The sequence below is a fragment of the Sphingomonas sp. Marseille-Q8236 genome (assembly GCF_965112005.1).
In genome coordinates this window covers 574,300-597,657 of sequence record NZ_CBCOPO010000002.1, presented here as the reverse complement: position 1 = coordinate 597,657, position 23,358 = coordinate 574,300, and the positions used below count along the sequence as shown (strand labels likewise).

The window sequence follows — 23,358 nt, the reverse complement described above, 5'->3', positions numbered from 1 at the left end:
GAACAGCCTAGACCAACGGGATGAGGGGTCCCTTTTCGACGCCGATCACCCCGCTACCGGGGTCCCTTTTCCACGCCGATCCACACACAAGCCGGACCAGGCGCCGCTGCGGCTGCGCATCCACGATCTGGCGGCAGCACGGGTGCGCTATGGCTATTTTCGGATCTACATCCTGCTGCGCAGGGAGGGCTGGCTGGTGAATCACAAGCGGGTTTACCGGCTATATCGGGAGGATGGATTGAGCCTTCGGCTCAAGCGTCCCCGTCGCAACGTCAGCGCGGCGAACCGCGAACGCCAGCCTGCGGCCTCGGCGCCCAACGAGATGTGGTCGATGGACTTTGTCTCGGATGCCTTGTTCGATGGCCGGCGGCTGCGGGCACTGACGGTGGTCGATGCGTTCACCCGCGAGGCGCTGGCGATCGACGTCGATCAGGGCATCAAGGGCGAGCAGGTTGTCGCGGCGGTGACGCGGATCGCGTCAGTACGTGGTGCACCGAAGACCATTCGGGTGGACAATGGCCCGGAGTTCATCTCGAAGGCGCTCGACCGATGGGCGTATGAGAACGGCGTCACGCTCGATTTCTCGCGGCCGGGCAAACCGACCGACAACGCCTTCGTCGAGAGCTTCAACGGCCGGCTTCGCGACGAGTGCCTGAACAGCCACTGGTTCCTGTCGCTGGCGGACGCTCGTGCCAAGATCGAGGCCTGGCGGCGGGACTATAACGAGAGCCGTCCTCACACGGCGCTTGGCTGGCTCACGCCAGCCGAATATGCTGCATCCGTCGGGGTTAACCCCGACGGATGCAAACCGGAAACTCGCATCATGCCCGGATGAGAAACCGGGGGACCGTCATGCAGTCCGGAAGCTCGCATCGCACCCGGATGAGAAACTGGGGGACCGTCGTCCTTGGTCCAGACTGTCATAGCCGATGGACCACTAAAAAGGGGGCAGCTCACGGGAAGATGAAGGCCGCGCGAATATTTGCGCGGCCTTCAACCCGTCATCGGCGTTCCCGCTATTCAGTAGTTTGCCAGGGAGCAGCGCCGGGGCAGCGCGACCATGATCGCCTCTATTTCCGTCTCGCTACCCCCTCGTTCGGCCGATCGTTGCAGCCGGCCCCTGATTTAAAAGGAGAATCCGATCCGGCCCATGAACTGTCGCGGCGTTCCCGGCGTCACCCACAGGCGCGAGTAGGAGCTTGCGTAATAGCTAGTGTCGAACAAGTTGGTGACTTCGCCCGAAATCCGGATCGACTTGCTGGGCGAGAACGTCACGAGCGCGCGCGTCAACGTATAGCCGGGCAGGTAGAAGAACGATCCGTCAGAGAAGCGGAAACCCGTCTCGCCCAGCCGTTTACCGACGTAATTCACCCCGGCTCCCAAGGTCAGGGCCGACTCGCCGATATCGAAATCCTTGAAGACGAGAGCACTGCCGCTGTTCTTCGGAATACCGATCAACGGATCGCCCTTGCGCAGCGCGAAACCGAAGTTCGGGTCGAGCGCATCCTTCGCCACCTGGGCATCGATATAGGAATAGTTCAGCTGAAGCCGGAACCCGGCGGGAAGCTTGCCCGACAGTTCGAATTCCGCGCCCTGACTCTGCGCCTCGCCGACCGCCAGCGAAAAGCCCGAATTGACCGGATCGGCCGTCAGCACGTTCGTCTTCCTGGTATTGAAATAGGCGAGCGTTCCGGTGACGCGTTCGTTGAACAGCGAGATTTTGGCGCCCCCTTCATAGGATCGGGTACGTTCCGGCACGAAAGGCTGGTTGTCGAACGTCGTGCCGGTGTTCGGCCGGAAGCCCCGGCCGTAATTGGCATAGAGCGACACGGCGTCGGACAGCAGGAAGGACACACCGGCCTGCGGATTGAAGGTCGATCTGGCTTGCCCTGTGCGCGTACGGGCGAACCGGTTGAGGATGTCCTGCTCGAAATTGTCGTAACGACCGCCGACGCGGACCTTCAGGCGGCTGCTGACGTCAATCTGATCCTGAAAATAGACGCCATAGGAAAACTGGCGCTCGATATAATTCTGGAAGATCGGCGTCGCCGGCAGCTTGCCATAGGCCGGCGCGAAGATATCGACGCTGTTGCCGATCGCCGCGGTCCGCTGTGACGCGACCGCTGGCGGGCGATAGCGCCCCTGGATGATGGTCATTTCATAATCGTCCCAGTCCGCCCCGACGAGCAGGTGGTGACCAAGACCGAAGGTGTCGAACTTGCCGCTGACTTCGCCGCGGAAGGTCAGGTCCGTCGTGCTGTAGTCGCGATAGCGGCGGATGCGCGAAAGGGTCCGGCCGTCGGTGTAGAGCTTCTGCCGCCCCGCCGCCAGTTCCGCCTCGGTCGAATAGCCCAGCAGCGAAGTCTCGCGATAGCCCGCCCCCAGGATCACCGACCAGTCCTGGCTGAAGTCGTGCTGGAGCTGGACCTGATGGCCCAGCGCCTCCACCTTGATCGGCCCGTCGCCTGGTTCGCCCAGAAAACGGGAAATCGGTAGGGTATCGAGCTTGCCGTTCACCGCGACGATACCGCGATCGAACGGAACCTCCTGATGGATATATTCGAGTTCGTAGGACAGGCTGGTGTCCGGCGCCATCTTCCACAGGAAAGAGGGCGTGACCGTCCATTTCCGCGTATGGATGGTGTCGCGGAAGCTGTCCGCCTTTTCCGCCGCCCCGGTCACCCGTAGCGCCAGCGAGCCGGAAAGCGGCACATTGATATCGCCTTCGCTACGCAACGTGTTGAAGCTGCCATAGGACAGGGTGCCGCTGCCCCCGAGTTCGAAATGGGGCTTCTTGGTGACGATGTTCACCGTGCAGCCCGGCTCGCCGCGACCGAACAGCGCCGAATTGGGTCCTTTCAGAATGTCGATCCGCTCGACGTTCGACGTGTCGCGCGCACCGCCATAGCCACGCGCGGCATTGAAGCCGTTGACCAGATAGTTGCTGGCCGTGTTCTCGTCGCCCGCAAAGCCGCGGCAGGCAAAGCTGTCGAAGATGCCACCGAAATTGTTCTGGCGAGCGATACCGCTTGCGAAGTCGAGAGCATTGTCGAGACGGGTAATACCCGCGTCCCGCAGTGTCTGAGCGGTGAGCACCTGAACACTTTGTGGAACTTCGATGGCCGGAATGTCGGAGACATATTGCTGACGCTGACCAGTGATGACGATATCACCGTTGACGCGCTCTGCGCTCGACGCCTCGCTTTCTTGCACCTCAGCTTTTGGAGCATCCTGCGCCACGGCGTTAGCCGCCATGAATTGATAGCCTATCGCGCCTAACAAAAGAAAAGTGCGAAACGTCATGATGCCCCCCTTTTAAAGAAATGTCGGTGCTGACCGTCCTCCTGACCTGTCGTCCCGCTGCTTCTGTTTTTGTTCTTATAACAGGGCTCTGGCGCGGCGTGTCACGAACAGGTTCTTTGACCACCTGATAATGGTCGCCCCCCTTAGGCATTTTGTTGCGAATTGCTGGCAGCGCGACACGTTTACAACGCAAAAAAGTTCCCCAGCACGCAGGAAATGCCGTGTGCATAGAGGATGGAAGGAGCCCCCCTACCAGTGCCATGAGCCGGTCGGTTCCCAACCGGCGGGCCGCGCCATCGACGTCATGGCGTAGACGACCGGGCAGGAGGAGCGACGTCTATCGGCGAGCGGGGAGCATGAGCGAAGAAGTCCCTAGGGGACCGTATCGATACGACCGGGAGCAGGGATCCGTGCCGCCAAGCTCCCGATCGCGAGGACTTGATCTGCCTCGATCAATCGATGGTGGCGGCGATGGCCTTGCCGCACGCGACCGTATCCGCCCGTCCCTTCAGGTCGCGGGTGCGCCCGTTCTCGCTGGCCAGTACGTCCTCGATCGCGCGCACCATCGACGCGGCGGCGGCGGTCTCGCCCAGATGGTCCAGCATCATCGCGCCGCACCAGATCTGGCCGACCGGATTGGCGACGCCCTGCCCGGCGATGTCGGGGGCGGAGCCATGGACCGGCTCGAACAGCGACGGCACCGAGCGGTCGGGGTTGATGTTGCCGCACGGCGCGATGCCGATCGTACCGGTGCAGGCGGGGCCCAGATCGGACAGGATATCGCCGAACAGATTGGACGCGACCACCACGTCGAACCGATCGGGGTTCATCACGAATTGCGCGGCGAGAATGTCGATATGATATTTGTCGGTGCGCACCTCGGGGTAATGCGCCGCCATTTCCTCGACGCGGCCGTCCCACCACGGCATGGTGATGGCGATGCCGTTCGACTTGGTCGCGCTGGTCAGATGCCGGGCGGGCCGCGTCTGCGCCAGGTCGAAGGCGTAGCGGAGGATGCGGTCGGTACCGAAGCGGGTCATCACCGTTTCCTGCAACACCACCTCGCGCGGGGTGCCGGGAAAGGCCGTGCCGCCGATCGCGCTATATTCCCCTTCGGTATTCTCGCGCACGATCATCATGTCGATGTCGCCCGGCTGCCGTCCGGCCAGCGGGCATGGGACACCGGGCATCAGCCGGGCGGGACGCAGATTGACATATTGGTCATATTCGCGGCGAAACTGGATCAGCGAGCCCCAGAGCGAGACGTGATCGGGCACCGTATCCGGCCAGCCGACTGCACCGAAGAAGATCGCATCGACATCGCCGATCCGCGCCTTCCAGTCCTCCGGCATCATCATGCCGTGCCGCGCATAATAGTCGCAGCAGGCGAAATCATGCCATTGCTGTTCGATGGTAAAGCCATGCGCGGCCGCGGCTGCCTCCAGTGCGCGGATGCCCTCGGGCACCACCTCCCTGCCGATACCGTCGCCAGGAATGACCGCGATCCGATACTGCCTGCCGCTCATAGTCCTTTCAGCCCGCCCCAGTGGAATGCCTTGGTTTCCAGATATTCGTCGATGCCTTCGCGGCCCCCCTCGCGGCCCAGCCCCGACGCCTTGATGCCACCGAACGGCGCCATCTCCATGGCAAGGCCGCCGGTGTTGAGGCCGACCATGCCGAACTCCAGCGTTTCCGCGACGCGCCATGCGCGGTGCAGGTCGTCGGTATAGAAATAGCTGGCCAGGCCGAATGGCGTCGCATTGGCGAGCGCGACCGCCTCCTCCTCGCGGCCGAAGCGGAAGATCGGGGCGACCGGGCCGAACGTCTCCTCGCTCGCCAGCCGCATGTCGGGCGTCGCACCGGTCAACAGCACGGGCCGCGCGAAGCGCTCGTCCTCGCGCGCGCCGTCGGGTGCGGCGGCGATCCGCCCGCCCCGGGCCAGCGCGTCGGCGACATGCGCCGCGACCTTGGCGGTGGCGGCGGCGTTGATGAGCGGGCCGATGGTGACGCCCTCGACGCGTCCGTCCCCGACCTTCAGCGCGGCGACCGCTTCGCCCAGTGCGGCGACGAAGCGGTCATGGATGCCCTCCTGCACCAGGATGCGGTTGGCGCAGACGCAAGTCTGCCCGGCATTGCGGAATTTGCTCGCCATCGCGCCCGCCACCGCCAGATCAATATCGGCATCGTCGAACACGATGAACGGCGCGTTGCCGCCCAGTTCCAGGCTCAGCCGCTTCAGCGTGTCGGACGACTGGCGCATCAGCAGCGCGCCGACGCGGGTCGATCCGGTGAAGGACAGCTTGCGCACGATGGCCGAGGCCGTGATCGCTGCCCCGATCCCGTCGGGCAGGCCGGTGACGATGTTGAGCACCCCGGCGGGCAGCCCCGCCCGCTCGGCCAGTACGCCCAGAGCAAGCGCCGTGTAAGGCGTGAGTTCGGACGGCTTGACGACCGCGGTACAACCCGCCCCCAGCGCCGGAGCGATCTTGCGGGTGATCATCGCCGCCGGGAAATTCCACGGTGTGATCGCGGCACACACCCCGACCGGCTCGCGCAGCGCCAGGATGCGCCGACCGGCGGTGGGCGCGGGGATCATATGCCCCTCGATCCGCCGCCCTTCCCCGGCGAACCATTTGACGAAGCTGGCGGCATAGGCGACCTCGCCGCGCGCCTCCGCCAGGGGCTTGCCCTGTTCGGCTGTCATGATCCGCGCCAGGTCCTCGGCATGCGCCAGGATCAGCGCGTGCCAGGACTCCAGCAGCGAGGCCCGATCGTCGGCGGTACGCCGACGCCAGCCGGGCAAGGCGGCGGCGGCGGCGGCGATCGCGCGTTCGGTATCGTCCGCATCGCATGCCGGCACGGTGCCGATCGTCGCTCCGGTCGCCGGATCAGTGACGTCCAGGGTCGCGCCCGAGCGGGCGGTGATCCATTCGCCGTCGATCAGCGCGCGTTCGACGAACAGGCCGGGTTCCCGAAGATCAAGCGCGGCCATCAGCAGAGCGCCTGGCTGATGATCGCGAAGGACTGGCCGGGCGCGGCGACCGGCGGCACCGGCCCGCGGACCATCGTGACGACCCGGCCGACCTGCACCAACCCTAGTTCCTCCAGCCAGCCACTCAGATGACATTCGCCCGGAATGTCGAGACGGATGAACTCACCGCTGCGCGAACCCAGCCACTGAGCGATCAGCGCCTTGGCCCGCAGCACGTCGGGCGCGACGACCGGCCCCACCACATAACCGCGCCCGAACCGGCGGAACAGGGCGCAGCCGGTGACGGTGCCGTCGCGGTCGAGGACGATGCTGTGCGCCTTCTCGAGCAGCAACTCCATGATCGCGGGGCGCGTCAGGCCGGTCGCCGCCTCGACTAGCCCTTCGACGATTCCGGCATCGGCGCCTCCCAGCGGGCGAATACGCTCGTTACCATCCAGTGGTACGAGGGGCGCATGAAATGCAGTGCCCTGATGCTGGCGAATCTCGGCGATGCCGTTGAACCCCAGCTTGCGATAGAGCGGCAGCCCTTCCTCAGTGGCATTGAGCATCACGCTGCCGTCGCCGATCGCGTCGAGCGCGGCCTCCATGGCGATCCGGCCGAATCCCGCGCCGCGATGCTGGCGCGAGACGATCACCATCCCCAGTGTCGTCACCGCTTCCCCGGCGCGCCACCACATCGTGCTGCCGACGATCTCGCCGGACATCTCCATGACGATGCCCTGCCCCACCGCCAGCATATCGGCGAGATCCTCTTCGCGATGGGGCCATTGTTCGGCTTTCGACAATCGGTGGACGGCCGCCACGTCGGTGGGCTCCATCTTGCGCAGGGTCAGTCGATTATCGAGCATTATAGCCATGCCCGCAGTCTCCATTGAAAAGGCGTCCCTTATCGTAACGCCACGACGCAGCATCAGATGCCGCGATGTCCGCGTTCCGGCGGTCGCTATGGGGAAAACGCGATTCTTCCAGTAGTTCCTGCCGTTGTCACCCGCCACCCGTCCGATCGGACCGCCACGGGGGTCGCGGTTCGCAGGCCAGGCACGATATGGCGTGCGGTACACGCCACCGTGATCGGCATGATCCGCCGCCATCGGCCGACAATCCAGTGCGACATTGTCGGCTGCGCGACGCACGATATAGCGCAGGGGGCAATGACGCCCGGTGGAGCTTTCGGCGGGTTATGAAGCTGGAATCATACTGGACGGATACCAGTTCGCAGTTCGCCGACGCCGCACGTGTCCCCATGCCGGACACGGCGGACGTCGTCGTCGTCGGCGGCGGCTTCACCGGCCTGTCGGCGGCGCGCAGCCTGGCGCGGTCGGGCGCGCAGGTCGTCGTCATCGAGGCGGGGCAGGTCGCTGGCGAGGCTTCGGGCCGCAATGGCGGCCAGTGCAACAATGGCATCGCGGGCGATTTCGGCGCGCTGGCCGCTCGCTTCGGCCTTGACCGGGCCACCGCCATCTACCGCGCGTTCGACGCCGGCGTCGACCTGGTCGAGACGATCATCGCCGAAGAAGCGATCGCGTGCGATTTTGTACGCAACGGCAAGCTCAAGCTCGCCGACAAGCCCGCCCATTATGACAAGATCGCCCGCGCGGCGGACATTCTGGCGCGTCATGTCGAACCCGATATCCGACTGCTTGCGCCGGGCGAGCTGGCCTCGGAGATCGCCTCCCCGGCCTTTCACGGCGGCGCAATATTCCCGCGAAGCGCCTCGCTCCACATGGGTCGGTTCGCGACCGGTCTGGCATCGGCCGCCGTCAGGCACGGCGCCCGACTGTACGAACATATGCCGCTGATACGGATTGAGCGCGGCTCCGGCGGGCGGCATCGGCTGGTCACGCCAGGCGGGACGATCGAGGCACGGGAGGTACTGCTGGCGACTGGGGCCTCGATGACCGGCCCCTTCAGCTGGCTCCGGCGGCGGATCGTGCCGATCGGCAGCTTCATCATCGCCACCGCACCGCTCGGCGACCTGGCGCGCCAGGTGATGCCGGGGCGGCGCAATTGCACCACCACCCGCAATATCGGCAATTACTTCCGCCTGACCGCCGACGATCGCCTGATCTTCGGCGGACGCGCGCGCTTTGCGCTGTCGAACCCGCGCAGCGATGCCAAGAGCGGCGCGATCCTGCAGGACGCGATGCGCCGCGTCTTCCCTGCGCTGGCGACGGTTCCGATCGATTACACCTGGGGCGGAGTCGTCGACATGACCGCCGATCGCCTGCCACGCGCGGGAGTCCGCAACGGCATCCATTACGCGGCCGGCTTCAGTGGGCACGGCACGCAGATGTCGGTCCTGATGGGGCAGCGCATGGCAAGGATCATCACGGGCGCGCGCGAGGCGGATGAAAACCCTTTCCACGGCATCGACTGGCCCGCGATCCCCGGCCACTGGGGGCCGCCCTGGTTCCTCCCCTTCGTCGGCGCCTATTATCGATACCAAGACTGGCGGCATTGATGCGGCGTCGCTGTAGTCGTCAGTCCATCCTCCGGCGCATTCGGCCCTGCCAGACCGCCGGCCGACACAGGGCCAATGTCGGGATAGAATATCCTACGGCGGTCCGACGCGGCAGGGCGAATGTTGTTCGATCCGCATCCCCTCCCGCTATTCGGCGGGTCTGAAGATGGCATAGACTTTCTTGACCTGTGTCGTGCTCAGCCAGGAGCATTGCGCCCCCTGCTCGACCAGAAACACATCGCCCCGCGCGAACGTGCCCGTGCGGCCGGCCTCGTCACGGAACGAGACCTCTCCCTCCAGCAGATGCATCAGCTCATAATGGCGATAGCGCATCGGCAAGCGGTGATAGGGCGTCGAATCCCAGGTTCCGCACACGAACTCGCCATTCGCCGAACGATAGTCCGTATGGTTGCGGCATGACGGCGTCTCGCCGACCAGCAAGGCCGCGAGCGGCGCGCCCGAGGGAGCCAGTTCGGCACCCTCGTCAATGGCCACGACCATGTCCGCCCCCGGCGGGCCGCTCGTACAGCGCATCGCCAGCGCGGTGGTGCCCGGCCCCGCCTGCCAGTGGGTGACGACATTCCCCGGCACCACTGCGCTGCATCCCGACGACAATGTCAGGCCGTTCAGCGTCAGGCTTCCGGTCAGTACGATCACGAATTCATCGGCGACCGATGAAGCACTTCCACTTCCCGCCTCCAACCGGATCGCCTCGACCGACACCGGACCGGCGGGCAGCGGAAGCGCCACCCGCGCGCCGAGATAATCTCCCGGCGGGACCGTCACACCATCGGCAAAGGCCCGCAGATCGACGAAGGACGCCACCGTCACCGCGCCGCTCACAGACCGAGCAGGCCCGGCAACCCGCCGATATCGGGGATATCGTGGACCTGATAATAGGTGTTCAGCGGTTCGTGCCCGCGATTGACGAACGCCTTCATGGTGATGCCCATGTCATAGGCGGTCATCAGGTCGTATCGAAAGCTGGACGAACAGTGCAGCACGTCTTCGGGCCCGCAACCCAGTTGGTCGAACATATATTCGAACGCCTGCATCCGGGGCTTGTAAGCCTGCGCCTCTTCGGCCGTGTAGACGGCGTGGAACGGCGCCTCCAGCCTCTCGACGCTGGCCGGAATCAGGTCGACCATCGAGTTGGATAGGATGACGAGCGGAAATTCCTTCGCGACCCGCTTCAGCGGCTCCACCACGTCCGGGTGCGGCCCCCAGGTCGGCACGGCGGCATAGACGCTGGCGGTGTCGCTATCGCGATATTCGATGCCCCATTTGGCGCACAGCCGCCGCAGCGATCCCTCGACCACGTCACGATAAGGCTTCCACGCGCCCAGCACCTCGTCCAGCCGATAGGCGGAAAAGTCCGCGACGAAGCGATCCATGTCGCTCCCCGCGACGCGATCGGCGTAGAGCTTACGGGCGACGGGCGCCATTTCGAAATAGATCAGCGTGCCGTAACAATCGAAGGTTATATATTTGGGCCTCAGAGCCATAGGTCGCGTCTCCGTCAGGATTTCGGTTGAAACAGCTTGGCGTAGAATCCGTCGGTCTTCAGGGTCAGCGTCACCGGCGTTTCGCCCTGATTGCGCCAGTACCAGCCATGGATGCCCGAGAAGGGAGCGGTGAAACTGCCTTGCGCGCTCCGCATTCCCCTCTGCTTCCAATAGGTCGTGAAGCTGTCGGCGGTCATCGATGTCTCGCCGTGCATGTCCATCTTGACCGGACCGGTCGCGGTCCAGCGAAACTGCAACGCGTCTCCGGCCTTCATCTCGGCCTTCAGCTCGACGCCCTGATGCGGGGCGATCGTGACCGTGCGCTCATCGCTGCGCCACGGCGTGGTCTTGTCGATCGACGCCTGGGTCTGCGGAGCAACGGCCACCGGTGCAGCCCCCTTGGGGAACGGAGCGGCGGGGGCCTCCTCTTCCTCTACGGGCGCGGTCAGCGCGGTAAGGCCGATGGCATGGCCGACCCCGGTGGGATCGAGGCCATATTCGGCGGGCAGGACGAACAGGACCAGGATCGCGGCGCCTCCGGTTAGCGCCGCGAGCGACGCGCGCGCCAGCGTCCGGGGCGACGCCTGATAAGGAACGGTGGTGGCCATCATGCAACACGCTCCATCGCATAGCCGGTGAGTTGATAGCCGATCAGCACGATCCCGGCGGTCGCGAGCAGCATGTTGGCGACGACGACGCTGCGCCCGAAGCCGGCGGTGCGCCGCCACAGGGTCATGCCGATCAGGATGACGCACAGCGCCAGGAACTGCCCCGTCTCGACCCCGATATTGAAGCTGACCAGATTGGCGAACAGACCGTCGCGCGACACGACCAGATCCTGCAACTTGGTCGCCAGGCCGAAACCGTGGAAGAAGCCGAAGATCAACACCGCCGCCTTCGGATTAGGCTCCCACCCGAGCCAGGTGCGGAAGGCGCCGAGATTGTCCATCGCCTTATACACCACCGACAGGCCGATGATCGCATCGACGATGAAGGGGTTGGCATGGATGTTCGCCATCACGCCCAGCAGCAATGTGGTCGAATGGCCCAGCGCGAACAGCGTCACATAGGTCCAGATGTCCTTTAGCCGGTACAGGAAGAATATGACACCGAACAGGAACAGCAGATGGTCATATCCCGTGACCATGTGCTTGGCCCCGAGATAGATGAACGGGATGACGTGGATGCCGGGATGCGACTGGATATAGGCCTTGTCGCTTTCCGCCACGCCATGCGCCAGCGCCGGATCGGCGAGCAGCGCGCAAGCGGCCACCACCAAGGCGGCGCGCCTGAGATGACCGCCCGTCCCGATCATTTGATGAGGAAGGTGGTGCCGAGCCGCGCCTGCGTCGCCGTTTCGACGACCTGTACCGCCAGCCGCGCGCCGGGCGCCAATTTCATGCCGGGCGCGTCGAAGCGGTTGGCGGGTCCGGGACGCAGCACGACGTCCTGGGTCTTGCCGCCGGCCGTTACCGACAGCTTGCCGCTCGCTGCGCTCGACGCCAGCGGCTCGTCATCGTCGGTGACGTAGATCGACACGCCAGCGGACGAGCGGACCAGCTCGAACAAGGTTTCCCCAGCCATCTGCACGACGCCACCATGTTGCGGCTTCATATTGCCATGGGCCAGAGCGGGCGCGCTTGCCATCAAGGCGGCAAGGGCGGGGATCAGAAGGATCGTCTTCATGGGAATCTCCGTTGCAGTGCGGATCATTCCGGCGCGTGCGCCAGCGTGTAGGCAAGGGTCGCGGTATGCTCGATATGATCGTATCTTTTGGGATCGTCGGTCGGGCCGTTATAGACCGCGCGGATCACGTTCAGGCCCTGGTTGCGGACCGGCATTGTCACCGTTCCGTCCGCGCCCGTCAGCACTTCCTTCGCATCGGGATCGTTGACCATGTCTTTGATCATGCGGACCCCGGCAACCGGCTTGCCATGGAACAGGACACGATAGCGTAGCGGCTGGCCCAGTACCGTGGGCAGCGGACCGTCGGGCACGATCTGCAGGATCTGGGTCGGCAACGCCGGGATCGGCTTGTCGAGCGGTCCCTGGATCGAGACGGCATATTTCACCGTCTTTTCCGACAGGGTCGCATCGGGCATCTCGTCCCGCCCCTTCTTCTCGAACTCGTCATTGCCGCGCCGCGACCAGATGCCGTTCTGCAGGACGGCGGCAAGCAAGGTCGGCTGTTCGTCGGCATCCACGAGTATGATCGGACCGGCGGTGCGCAGTTTCACCGGAACCGGCTTGTAGCTCGCGTCGAAAGCACTGACACTCTCGACCAGCGGCAGGCGCTTGACCATGTCGAGATCATCGGCGCCGATGCCATAGATCATCGCGGTCTGCCGCGCGCGCTGGGCGAACCAGATGCCGTGCGCATCGACAGCACTGGTCCCGAGCGCGAGGATCGCCGCGCCGACGAACAGGGATTTGATATGCCGCATATCACTCGCTCCACGTCTGTTCCTATGGGACCGAGCCTAGGGGGCGGTCGCGAACTTAATGGCTTTTTTTCGCACCCGGGCCGCTATCCCGGAACAAAGGGTGCGCGGTCGGCGGCATTAAATTTCGTTGCCCAGAAAGCGGCGCGGGATGGCCGCGCCACGATCAGAATTCGGCGACCTTGCCCCATGCCGACGACTGGAAACGGCTGGGGTGATAGGGACGCGGGTCGACGATCGGCGCGTCCCCGCTGACGATGTCCGCGATCATATGCCCTGCGCCCGGCCCGATGCCGAAGCCATGCCCGCTGAAGCCCGCCGCCAGCACCAGACCGGGCAACGCCTCGAACTCGCCGATCCCCGGCACGCCGTCCGGGGTGCTGTCCACATACCCGGCCCAGGCGGCGGTGATCGGCAATCCGCGCAGGGCAGGAACGAGGTCGGTCGCGCGGCGATGGGTCAGCGCGACGACGCGGCGATCAGCCGAGGGGTCGAGGATGCGCATCCGCTCCATCGGCGTCGGCCGGTCCAGCCGCCACCGTGCCAGCGTCTCATGTCCCGACCGGATACCCTCGACCCCGCCGGGCGCCAGCTTGCGCCAGCGGCGGAGGAACATCGGAAGGAATTGCGGGGAAAAACGCAGGAACTGCGCCGTAGGATCGACCCGCCCGTACCCGCTGATCGACAAGGTGTAACCCCGGTCACCCCGCCGGGTCATCGAAATATCGGCGGTATGCAGCGCCGGCGGCACATCGGCCGCGCCGGGCGCGGTCGCCAAAGCGGTCTGCCTCACCGTCGCCTGCGGAAAGCGCAGATCATATTGCCGGCAGAAGGACGACGCCCAGGCTCCCGCTGCCAACACGGCGGTGCGGGTACGGATCGTGCCACGCTCTGTCACCACCGAGGAGAGACGACCGCCCTGCGTCTCCAGGCCCCGCACCGCGCAATCCTGCAACAACACGCCGCCCAAGCGCACGAAAGCGCGGGCCACGGCGGGCGCGGCACGTGCGGGATCGGCGGTGCCGTCGGTGGGCGAAAAGACCCCGCCCTTCCAGCTACAGTTGGTCGCACGGCCGTGCTCGGCGGCCTGCGTCGAGGTCAGCATATGCGTCTCGACCCCGACGCCCCGCGCGAACTCTCCCCAGCGCGCCCAGCCCGCCAGTTCCTGTTCGTCGTTGCTGAGATATAGGAGGCCGCAGCGCCGGAACCCCGTTACCTCGCCCGTCTCCGCCGTGAAGGATTCCCACAGATCGAGCGACTTGGTTGCCATCGGCAATTCGCGCGCGTCCCGGTTCTGCTGGCGGCACCAGCCCCAGTTGCGGCTCGACTGCTCGGCACCGACCCGCCCCTTTTCGATCAGCGCGACCTTTAGACCGCGCTTGGCGAGATAATAAGCGGTGAAGGCGCCGATGATCCCGGCGCCGATCACCACGACATCGGCTTCGGCCGGAACGTCCGTCGACGCCGTTACGGCGGCCAGGGGGGCAGGCATGTCAGTCAGCTCCGTCGAAAAAGGGCAGGATAGAAAGGGCGCGCAGGGAGCATCGCGGTCAGTATCCCAGCACCGATTTGGTTTCGAGATATTCCTCGAACCCATGGACGCCGTATTCGCGGCCATTGCCCGATTGCTTGTAGCCGCCGAACGGTGCGTGCGCGGTCCAGGTCGGACCGTTGATCAGCACCTGTCCGGCCCGGATACGTGCCGCCGCCCACCGGGCACGGGCGATGTCGCCAGACTGGACATGCGCACCCAGGCCATAGACCGTGTCATTGGCCAGCGCGATGCCCTCTTCCTCGTCGCGATAGGGCATGATGCACAGTACGGGTCCGAAAATCTCCTCGCGCGCGATCCGCATGGCGGCGGTGACGCCGGAGAAGATCGTCGGCCGCGCAAAATAGCCCGTATCGAGACCATCGGGACGCCCCACGCCGCCGCACAGCAATCTGGCGCCGTCCGCGATACCTGCCTCGATCATCGCCTGCACCCGCGCGAACTGGGCCGCATTGGCGATCGGCCCCATCGTCGTCGCCTCGTCCAGCGGATCGCCAACCCGCCACGATCGCGCTGCCTCGACGGCCAGCGCCTCGACCTCGGCCAGTCGGTCGGCAGGAACCAGCATCCGGGTCGGCGCACTGCACGACTGCCCGACATTGCGCATCCCCGATAGGACGCCCCGGGGCACGGCGGTGGCGAAATCGGCGTCATCGAGGAACAGGTTGGGCGACTTGCCGCCCAGTTCCTGCACGACGCGCTTGACGGTCACGGCGGCGGCCTGCGCCACCAGCACCCCTGCGCGGGTCGATCCGGTGATCGAAATCATGTCGACCGCAGGATGCGCCGAAAGCGCCGCGCCGACCACCTCGCCGGTGCCGTTCACCAGATTGAAAACGCCCGGCGGCACGCCCGCGTCATGCATCACCTGCGCGAACAGCAACGCGCTGAACGGCGACAATTCGCTGGGCTTGAGAACCATCGTGCAGCCCGCCGCGATCGCGGGGGCGACCTTCGCGGTGATCTGATAGAGGGGCCAGTTCCACGGCGTGATGAGCGCACAGACACCGATCGGCTCCTTGAGCACCGCGAACCCGGTCTCCTCCCGCACGAAGCGATAGTCGTCGAGTACGTCCACCTGCGCGCGGACATGCGCGACCGCAAAGGGGACATGCGACGCGCGAGCGAAGCCGATCGCAGCCCCCATTTCGCGCGACAGTGCCTGCGCGAAATCCTCGGCACCCTCCTCGATCAATTCGGCGATCCGTATCAGGATCGCCCGACGCGCCGCGACCGGCAAGGCGGCGAAAGCCGGGAAGGCACGCCGGGCCGACGCCACGGCGCGATCGACGTCCGCGCTCGTTCCCGCAGTGATGGTGCCGATCATGGTCTCGGTCGATGGCTGGATGACCGCGATCGTCGGGCGGTCCGGGGGATTCACCCAAGCGCCATCGATATAAAAGCCGCCTGCGCCCTGTCCGCTCATCTAGCCCCCTTCCATCGGTCGCACCAATTCCAAGCCACCCTATCGACCAATGGCCGCAACAGGCCTCCGAAATGCCTGGGGCGACACGCCGATCCTGCCGTTCGACGCCGGCAAAGGCGTACAGGATGCCGGATCGACACGCGCCGACAGAACCAGGTTCGGATGCCGCCACATCGGCGCAGCATAGCAACTGACAACGATCCATCACACGCGACATGCAGACTTCTTGGGACGGGGCCACCATCCCCCCTTCTCCCCATTCTTGCGCCGCGCGATCACATGCCCCTCACCCCGTCTAATATTCTCCTGGCGCTCCCCGCCGATGAGGGATGGCGGAGAAGGACGCGTAAAAGAGGCATCATTGCCAAGGAGTCGACGATATGCGTTCCATGCTCATAGCTGCCACCATCGCCCTGTCCGCGCTGGCCGCCCCGGTTCAGGCACACCCGAAGCTGCTGTCCGTCACGCCTGCTCCGAATGCAACGGTCGCCGCGCCGGGTCAGATCACGCTGCGTTTCAGCGAGGCGCTGATGGCCAAATTCTCCGGGGCGGAACTGGTCATGGTCCATCCGGGCATGGCGCACGGGTCGATGGCGGTCCCGGTCACGCCCTCGGTCGCCGCCGATGGGCGCACGCTGGTCCTGACGCCCAAATCGGCCATGATGCCTGGGAACTACACCGTCACCTGGCATGTCGTGTCGAGCGACACGCATCGGATCACCGGCAGCTTTGCATTCATGGTCCGATAAGGTGACGCCCGACTGGCCGCTGATCGCGGTCCGCTTCTCGCTATACGGTATGTTGAGCGGGCTGTTCGGCCTTTCGGCCTTCGCACTGGTTTCGCTGAACGACACGGAATGCCGAACCGTTCTTCCGTTGCGACCCTGGCTGATCGGCGCTGGGGTCGGCGCGGCACTGTTGTCATGTGTCGCGCTGGCGCTCCTCGCAGCCGCGATGACCGGCGCGCCCGCATGGCCGATCGACCGAGAAGCGATTGCGATGCTGCTGTCGGGATCGGCGACGGGTAATGCGTGGCAGGTGCGGATGGCCGCACTGATGCTTGCGTCGCTCGCCGCACTGTGGGTGCCCCGGCACCGGGCCGCATTGCTCTTGGTGATGCTCGGTGCCGGTGCAGCGCTATCAACATTGGCCTGGACGGGGCATGGCGCGATGGACGAAGGCGGTCGAGGATGGATGCACCTGGGTGCCGACATCCTGCATTTGCTTGCCGCCGGCGGCTGGATCGGCGCGCTCATCGGCCTCGGCCTGCTCGTCATCCGATCGACGGACCGGGTCGATGCGAGGCATGTCGCGCTGACCCATCGCGCGTTGCATGGCTTCGCATCCTTGGGGACCGCGCTGGTCGGCACGATCATCGCGACCAGCATCATCAATAGCGGAATGCTGATCGGTATGGGCGGCCTGAGCGCCGTGCCGACGACAACCTACGGCCAGCTTCTGCTCGCCAAGCTGGTGCTGTTCGGCGCGATGCTGGGTCTGGCGGCGCTCAATCGTTTCCGGCTGACGCCCGCCTTGGCGCTTGCGACCGATCCTCGCATCGCGCTTCGTGCGCTGCGCCGCAGCCTTGCCGTCGAAACCGCCTGCGCGATTACGATCCTGGCGCTGGTCGCATGGCTGGGCACGCTGGAGCCGCCGACGGGCGGCGTGTAGCCCGATCGCCATGCCGGAGCCGGTCCGGCATGGCGAAGGATCATCAGACCGGTAAGCGCTCGTTCCCCCGCAAACGCGCCACCCATGCGGTGATCGCAGGCAACACCAGCAGGGTCAGCACCGTCGAGGTGACGAGGCCGCCGATGACGACGGTGGCGAGCGGACGCTGCACCTCCGCCCCCGTGCCGGTCGCAAGCGCCATCGGTACGAAGCCGAGCGACGCCACCAGTGCGGTCATCAGCACCGGCCGTACGCGCTCCATCGCGCCATCGGCGATCGCTCGGTCCTCTGGCGCTCCCCCGCTTCGATGCTTGGCGATGGCGCTCATCATCACCAGTCCGTTGAGCACCGCGACACCGGAGAGCGCGATGAACCCCACCGCGGCAGTGATCGAGAAAGGGATACCGCGCAGGACGAGCGCGAAGACACCCCCCGCCAGCGCCATCGGCACCGCCGAGAAGACGATCAGCGCCCGCACGAACCCACCCAGCGCCAGATAGAGCAGCGCATAAATTGCGACGAAGCAGACCGGCACCACGACGGCGAGGCGCAGCCGGGCGGACCGCAGGCTCTGAAAGGTGCCGCCCCAATCGGTGTACATGCCGGTCGGCAGCGGCATCGCCGCGATCCGGGCCTGCGCATCGGCGACGAAACCGCCTAGGTCGCGCCCGCGCACATTGACCTGCACCGTCACCATCCGCTTACCATTCTCGCGGCTGATCTGGTTCAGCCCCTCCGTATAGCGGAACCGCGCGACCTCGCGCAGCGGAATGGCACGCGCCGCCTGTCCCTCCGCCGGGAGCATGACCGGGATCGCGCCCAGCATGTCGAGATCGTCGCGCTGCACGTCGGGCAGGCGCACCACGATGTCGAACCGTCGATCCCCCTCGAACACCAGCCCGGCCGCGCGACCGCTCAGCGCCGCCGAGACGGTGTCCGCCACTTGCTGCACCGACAGGCCGTAGCGTGCCGCCGCCTGCCGATCGATCTGCACGTCGAAGGTCGGCGCGCCCGATGTCTGCTCGACGCTGACGTCAGCGGCACCGGGAATGGTGCGCACCGCATCGGCGAGCCTGCGGGCCTGGACGTTCATCGCCTCCAGATCATCGCCATAGAGCTTGATCGCGACATCGGCGCGGACGCCCGCGATCAGTTCGTTGAAGCGCATCTGGATCGGCTGCTGAATTTCCGTGCGGTTGCCGATGATGGGCTTCATCTTCTCCTCGATCCGCCGGATGATATCCGCCTTGCTCCTGACGTCGGCGGGCCATTCGCTCTCCGGCTTGGGGATGACATAGGTGTCCGAGGCGTTAGGCGGCATCGGATCGGTGCCGAGATCGGCATTGCCGTTCTTGGAGAAGACCAGCGCCACCTCGGGCAGGGTCTTCAGCGCATTCTCGATGTGCATCTGCATCTGCGTCGATTGGTCGATCGATGCCGAGGGGACGCGGAAGTTGGTGACGGTGATGTCCTTCTCGTCGAGCTGCGGCATGAACTCCTCGCCGAGAAGGCCGAAGCAGAACACCGCCGTGGCGAACACGCCCGCACCGCCGAGGATGAAGGGCAGCGGTCGCGCGATCGCCTTCGCCAGCACCGGCGCATAGCGCGCCTTGAACCAGCGGATCGGGCGAACCTCCGTCTCGCTGACCCGGCCCGTGATGAGGATTGCGATCATCGCTGGCACGAAGGTCAGCGACAGGACGAAGGCACAGGCAAGCGCGATCATCAGCGTGATCGCCATCGGTGCGAAGGTCTTGCCCTCGACACCCTCAAAGGTGAGCAGTGGCACGAAGACGAGGAAGATGATGAGCTGGCCATAGACGGTCGGGCGGATCATCTCCCGCGCGGACGCGATGGTGGTTTCCAGACGTTCGGCACGCGTCAGCAGCCGGCCTTCCTCCTGCTGGCGTTCGGCCAGGTGGCGCAGCGCATTCTCGACGATGATGACGGCTCCGTCGACGATCAGGCCGAAGTCGAGTGCGCCGAGGCTCATCAGATTGCCCGATACGCGCAGCCCGTTCATCCCCGCCGCGGTCATCAGCATGGTGATTGGAATGACCATCGCGGAAATGAGCGCGGCCCGGACGTTGCCGAGCAGCAGAAACAACACAACGATGACCAGCAGCGCGCCTTCGGTCAGGTTCTTCTCGACCGTGGCGATCGTGGCGTTGACCAGCTTGGAGCGGTTATAGACCGGCTCGGCGAAGACGTCGGGCGGCAGGCTCTTGTTGATCTGCACCAGCTTGTCGGCGACCGCGGTGGACACCACGCGGCTGTTGTCGCCGACCTGCATCAGGACGGTCGAGATGACCGCCTCCGATCCCATGCGACTCCCCGATCCGGTACGCACCGCGCCGCCGATGACGACGTCGCCGACATCCCGGACGCGCACCGGCACGCCCGCGCGGGTGGCGACGACCGCCTCGCGAATATCCTCGATCGACTTCAACCGCGCATCCGCCCGGACCAGAAAGCTCTCCCCTGCCCGCCGGATATAGTTGGAGCCCGCCGACAGGTTCGCACGCTGCATCGCGTCGGCCAGATCGGTGATCGACAGACCATAGGAGGCCAGCGCATTGAGGTTCGGTTCGATCAGATATTGTTTGACGTAGCCGCCATTGGAATCGACGCCTGCGACGCCCTTCACGTTGCGCATCTGCGGCCGGATGATCCAGTCCTGGACCGTGCGAAGATAGGCCGCCTTGGCCAGTTCGGTGGTCAGCCGTTCGCCTTCGGGGGTGAGATAGCTTCCATCGGTCTGCCAGCCCGGCTTGCCGTCGACATGCTCGGTGCCGCCCCTACCGTCGGGATGTCGATAGGCGATCGAGTAGAAGAAAATCTCGCCCAACCCGGTGCTGAGCGGGCCGAGACTGGGTTGGACACCGGCGGGCAGGCTGTCCCGGGCCTGCGCCAATCGCTCCGTCACCTGCTGGCGCGCGAAATAAATGTCGGTGGCGTCGGTGAAGACCGCCGTCACCTGGCTGAAGCCGTTGCGCGACAGCGATCGCGTCATCTCCAGGCCTGGGATACCGGCCAGAGCCGTCTCGACGGGGAAGGTGACCTGCTTCTCGACATCGACGGGGCCGAGCGTGGGTACGAAGGTACTGATCTGCACCTGGCGATTGGTGACATCGGGCACCGCATCGATCGGCAGCTTGGTGATCTGCCATGCCCCAAAGCCGATGACGACGAGGGTGAGGAACGCCACCAGCCAGCGGAAGCGGACCGACGCCTGAAGGATTCGGCCGATCATTCGTCGCCCCCTTCGTTCTTCTCGAGTTCGGCCTTGATGAGAAACGCATTGGTGGTGGCGATCCGAGTGCCGGCGGCCAGACCATCGGCGACCGCCACCATGCCGCCCGACCGGCTGGCGACGCGGATCGTGCGGGCCTTGAACCCTTGCGCGGTGCGGACGAACACGACGCTACGATCGCCGAGAGTCTGCACTGCATCCTGCGGGACCATGATGCCTGTACGGCTGGCACCGCCACTGGCCGAGATGCGGGCCTGCACGAGCTGGCCGGGCGCGAGCATGCTCCTGCCCGCGTCAGGCGTGATGACGATGGTCGCCGTCCGCGACTGTGGATCGACGACGCCCGTCGCAGAACGGACGCGGCCCGCGATCGGGCGACCATCGCTGGTCGTCAGTTCCACCTTGTCGCCTGGGCGAACCCGCCCGGCGTCGGCCGGCGGCACGTTGGCTGTGATCTGGATCCGACGGGGATCGGCGACACGGAACAATTCGGTTTCCGCCGCGACGAACTGACCGAGATTGGCGGTCTCGCTGGTGACGCGCCCCGAAATGGGGCTGACGATCGCGACGGAACGCCCATCGCCGGTGACGCGGGCGGCCCCGGCCGCGGCGCTGGCGCGGCGGGCATCGGCTTGGGCGACCGCAAGGTTGGCCTGAGCGGACTCGAAATCGGCGCGCGGGCTCACCCCTTGCGCGAAGAGGCCGCGTTCGCGTGCGAGTTGCCTCGCGGCGAGCGACACCCTGGCGGAAGCGGCGGCACGGTCCGCCGCGATCTGCGAGGCGTCGCGGCTTTCGACCAGCGCAAGCGTCTGACCGGCACGAACGGGATCGCCGATCCGCACCATGATCCGGCTGACGGTGCCCGGCGCCCGCGCCGTCAGGACGGCCTCGGCATCGGGTGTCGCCTCGACGGTCGCGGAGGCGAGGATGACCGAATCCAACTCACCGGACGCGACCGGCGCCACGGTGATCTGCGACATGGCGATACCCTGCGGGCTGATCGCGAGCGCATCGGACGGCGCCTGGGAAGCAGCGGTTTCAATCGGTGCCTGCGCTGGCGCGGGCGCCTGGGTAAGGCGGCCCGCACCATAGCCGATCCCGGCTGCGGCGACGAGGCCGATAGCGGCCCCGGCATAAAGGCGAGTCTTGTCGGTCATAGAACCGGTTCTCCGGTGATGGTGACGCCCTGCAGGCGGGCGAGATTGGCGCGGGCGTCGAGGCGGGCGGCGTCGGCATCGAGAATGACGCTGCGTGCGACCCCGAGATTATGGCGTACCGCCAAAAGCTCGATCAGCGGCGACTTGCCCGCCTGATAGGCGATACGCGCCAGGCGATAGCCTTCCTCGGCAGTCGCCATCGTGCGACGGGCGGCTTCGGCCTTGCGGTCGGCCGCCTCCACCAGCGCCAGCGCCGCCCGGCTCCCCGCCTCGGCGTCCATCCGGGCGATCGCCGCGCGCGCCTCCGCGCCTTGCAGCTCGGCTTTGGCTGCGGCGATATTGCCACGATTTCGGTCGAACAGGGGCAGTGGGATGCCGACCCCGGCGACAATTGCCGGGCCGCTCGCGACGCGGAGCTGTCGCACCCCGACGATCGCGGTCACGTTGGGGATGGCGAGACGCTGTTGGGACTCGACCGCCCTGGCCGCCGCCTCACGCTCTGCCTCCGCGACCTTCACGGTGGTCGCCTGCATAGGGTCGATCGGTCCAGCTGCCGGTCTGGCGTTCAGCCGGTCGAGCAAAGACTCCGAAACGCCTGTGTAGGGCACCGACGAACCCGCTAACGCTGACAGGCGCGCGAGAGCTGCAACCTTCTGCGCCTTTGCCGTCTCCAAGTCGGCCTCGACCGTGCTCAATGCCGTTTCCGCCTGAAGCTGGCGCAGGCGGGCCTCCTTGCCCGCGTCGACCAGGGCGCGTGCCGCCTTCAGGTCGGCAGTGGCTTCTTCGACCTCGTCCTCGGCAAGTTCGATACGGCGATCGGCGATCTCAGCCGCCGCATAGGCGCGCGCCAATTCGGTCGCGTACGCAAGACGTCCGTCACGGTCGCGGGCCTGTGCCGCGACGACACCAGCCTCGCCAGCCGCGATCCGAGCGGATCGCTTCCCGCCCAACTCGATCGGTACATCGATTTGGGCGGTGATCTGCTGTTGATCGCGAGCGTTGCGGATCAGGTCGCCGTTGAAGTTTTCGGCATAGACGTTGACGATGGGGTTCGGTCTCGCCCGTGCCTGTTCTGCGAGACCGGACGCACGCTTCATATCCGCGTCGAGCGCGGCCATGCGGGGCGAGGTGCGCGCTTGATCGAGGAGTTGCGCGAATGGGGGGGCGCTTTGCGCGCACGCCTGGCCGACCGGGCACAGCCCTGCGAGCAGGCCGGTCAGCGCCACCATGCGCTGCCGGCAGAAGTTGCCGTTCATGATCCTGTTTCCTTCGCGGGATGAGCCTGGCGGCGCCGTGCGCCGCGTACCGCTCAGCCGCGTGGGGGGCGCAACGGTTCGGAGGGATCGATGCCCGCCTGCAGATCGTAGACCTCGATCGGCCAGACCTGGGTCACCGGAGCAAACTGAGCGGGAGTGGCGAAGATGTCGGCCAACGCGAGCCACTGTCCCGTCGCGTGCGCCAGGACATGGATCGGTCCGTCGGGATCGACTTGGTTGGACGAGCCGTGAACATGTTCGACCGATGCGACATGCACGGGATTGTCGTCATGGACGACCGCGCTATGCCAGCTCGACAACGCAACGAGACCGATCATGGC

At 65.8% G+C, this 23,358-nt stretch carries 19 protein-coding genes and 1 pseudogene; 4 read left to right on the top strand and 16 right to left on the bottom strand.

Annotated features, from left to right (window positions below; genetic code table 11):
* Window positions 1-76: 76 nt before the first annotated feature.
* A pseudogene (locus ACWPWT_RS15095) lies at window positions 77-835 on the top strand (IS3 family transposase); the annotation flags it as partial.
* A gap of 290 nt (window positions 836-1,125) precedes the next feature.
* Here ACWPWT_RS15095 and ACWPWT_RS15090 read toward each other — a convergent pair.
* The 4 genes from ACWPWT_RS15090 to ACWPWT_RS15075 all read right to left on the bottom strand — a co-directional run bounded on the left by ACWPWT_RS15090 (window position 1,126) and on the right by ACWPWT_RS15075 (window position 7,152).
* Complete coding sequence (locus ACWPWT_RS15090; protein WP_454280368.1) at window positions 1,126-3,255, bottom strand: TonB-dependent siderophore receptor; 2,130 nt, start codon at window positions 3,253-3,255, stop codon at window positions 1,126-1,128.
* 500 nt (window positions 3,256-3,755) lie between these two features.
* Window positions 3,756-4,829 carry a tartrate dehydrogenase gene (locus ACWPWT_RS15085; RefSeq protein ID WP_454280367.1) on the bottom strand — a complete coding sequence of 358 codons (1,074 nt, stop codon included), beginning with the start codon at window positions 4,827-4,829 and terminating at the stop codon, window positions 3,756-3,758.
* Window positions 4,826-6,295 (bottom strand): NAD-dependent succinate-semialdehyde dehydrogenase, encoded by a 1,470-nt coding sequence (locus tag ACWPWT_RS15080; RefSeq protein ID WP_454280366.1) that lies wholly within the window; start codon window positions 6,293-6,295, stop codon window positions 4,826-4,828. Before ACWPWT_RS15080 ends, ACWPWT_RS15085 begins: the two co-directional genes overlap by 4 nt.
* On the bottom strand, window positions 6,295-7,152 hold the full coding sequence (locus ACWPWT_RS15075) for a GNAT family N-acetyltransferase (RefSeq protein WP_454280365.1): 858 nt from the start codon (window positions 7,150-7,152) through the stop codon (window positions 6,295-6,297). Before ACWPWT_RS15075 ends, ACWPWT_RS15080 begins: the two co-directional genes overlap by 1 nt.
* A gap of 323 nt (window positions 7,153-7,475) precedes the next feature.
* Between ACWPWT_RS15075 and ACWPWT_RS15070 the strand changes: the two genes are divergently transcribed.
* Entirely contained in the window at window positions 7,476-8,756 is a 1,281-nt protein-coding gene (locus ACWPWT_RS15070; RefSeq protein ID WP_454280364.1) for an NAD(P)/FAD-dependent oxidoreductase, read from the top strand.
* Window positions 8,757-8,903: 147 nt separating this feature from the next.
* On the opposite strand, the gene ACWPWT_RS15065 is transcribed toward ACWPWT_RS15070, so the two are convergent.
* From ACWPWT_RS15065 to ACWPWT_RS15030, 8 genes are all read right to left on the bottom strand, one after another.
* On the bottom strand, window positions 8,904-9,587 hold the full coding sequence (locus ACWPWT_RS15065; protein WP_454280363.1) for a cupin domain-containing protein: 684 nt from the start codon (window positions 9,585-9,587) through the stop codon (window positions 8,904-8,906).
* Window positions 9,588-9,595: 8 nt separating this feature from the next.
* A complete protein-coding gene (locus ACWPWT_RS15060; RefSeq protein WP_454280362.1) occupies window positions 9,596-10,261 on the bottom strand; it encodes a haloacid dehalogenase type II in 666 nt (221 codons plus the stop codon).
* 14 nt (window positions 10,262-10,275) lie between these two features.
* Window positions 10,276-10,872 (bottom strand): hypothetical protein, encoded by a 597-nt coding sequence (locus ACWPWT_RS15055; RefSeq protein WP_454280361.1) that lies wholly within the window; start codon window positions 10,870-10,872, stop codon window positions 10,276-10,278.
* Complete coding sequence (locus ACWPWT_RS15050) at window positions 10,869-11,576, bottom strand: HupE/UreJ family protein (RefSeq protein WP_454280360.1); 708 nt, start codon at window positions 11,574-11,576, stop codon at window positions 10,869-10,871. The genes ACWPWT_RS15055 and ACWPWT_RS15050 overlap by 4 nt, the downstream gene beginning before the upstream one ends.
* Window positions 11,573-11,947: a hypothetical protein gene (locus ACWPWT_RS15045; protein ID WP_454280359.1), complete on the bottom strand. Its 375-nt coding sequence runs from the start codon at window positions 11,945-11,947 to the stop codon at window positions 11,573-11,575. The genes ACWPWT_RS15050 and ACWPWT_RS15045 overlap by 4 nt, the downstream gene beginning before the upstream one ends.
* Window positions 11,948-11,970: 23 nt before the next feature.
* Window positions 11,971-12,705, bottom strand: a complete 735-nt coding sequence (locus ACWPWT_RS15040; RefSeq protein WP_454280358.1) for a DUF4198 domain-containing protein — start codon at window positions 12,703-12,705, stop codon at window positions 11,971-11,973.
* Between the two features lie 163 nt (window positions 12,706-12,868).
* Window positions 12,869-14,194: an NAD(P)/FAD-dependent oxidoreductase gene (locus ACWPWT_RS15035; RefSeq protein WP_454280357.1), complete on the bottom strand. Its 1,326-nt coding sequence runs from the start codon at window positions 14,192-14,194 to the stop codon at window positions 12,869-12,871.
* Between the two features lie 58 nt (window positions 14,195-14,252).
* Window positions 14,253-15,680 (bottom strand): aldehyde dehydrogenase family protein, encoded by a 1,428-nt coding sequence (locus ACWPWT_RS15030; protein ID WP_454280356.1) that lies wholly within the window; start codon window positions 15,678-15,680, stop codon window positions 14,253-14,255.
* Between the two features lie 380 nt (window positions 15,681-16,060).
* Between ACWPWT_RS15030 and copC the strand changes: the two genes are divergently transcribed.
* Complete coding sequence (gene copC / locus ACWPWT_RS15025) at window positions 16,061-16,429, top strand: copper homeostasis periplasmic binding protein CopC (RefSeq protein WP_454280355.1); 369 nt, start codon at window positions 16,061-16,063, stop codon at window positions 16,427-16,429.
* A gap of 1 nt (window position 16,430) precedes the next feature.
* Window positions 16,431-17,351: a copper homeostasis membrane protein CopD gene (copD, locus tag ACWPWT_RS15020; protein WP_454280354.1), complete on the top strand. Its 921-nt coding sequence runs from the start codon at window positions 16,431-16,433 to the stop codon at window positions 17,349-17,351.
* Window positions 17,352-17,394: 43 nt separating this feature from the next.
* Here copD and ACWPWT_RS15015 read toward each other — a convergent pair whose 3' ends face one another.
* Genes ACWPWT_RS15015 through ACWPWT_RS15000 form a run of 4 tightly spaced genes read right to left on the bottom strand, consistent with a single transcriptional unit; the run spans window position 17,395 to window position 23,355 of the window.
* Window positions 17,395-20,604, bottom strand: a complete 3,210-nt coding sequence (locus ACWPWT_RS15015; protein ID WP_454280353.1) for an efflux RND transporter permease subunit — start codon at window positions 20,602-20,604, stop codon at window positions 17,395-17,397.
* The gene (locus ACWPWT_RS15010; RefSeq protein ID WP_454280352.1) at window positions 20,601-21,761 is read right to left on the bottom strand and encodes an efflux RND transporter periplasmic adaptor subunit; all 1,161 of its coding nucleotides are present in this window, start codon (window positions 21,759-21,761) and stop codon (window positions 20,601-20,603) included. The genes ACWPWT_RS15015 and ACWPWT_RS15010 overlap by 4 nt, the downstream gene beginning before the upstream one ends.
* Window positions 21,758-23,017: a TolC family protein gene (locus tag ACWPWT_RS15005; protein WP_454280351.1), complete on the bottom strand. Its 1,260-nt coding sequence runs from the start codon at window positions 23,015-23,017 to the stop codon at window positions 21,758-21,760. The genes ACWPWT_RS15010 and ACWPWT_RS15005 overlap by 4 nt, the downstream gene beginning before the upstream one ends.
* Before the next feature lie 53 nt (window positions 23,018-23,070).
* Window positions 23,071-23,355: a hypothetical protein gene (locus ACWPWT_RS15000; protein WP_454280350.1), complete on the bottom strand. Its 285-nt coding sequence runs from the start codon at window positions 23,353-23,355 to the stop codon at window positions 23,071-23,073.
* Window positions 23,356-23,358: the final 3 nt, after the last annotated feature.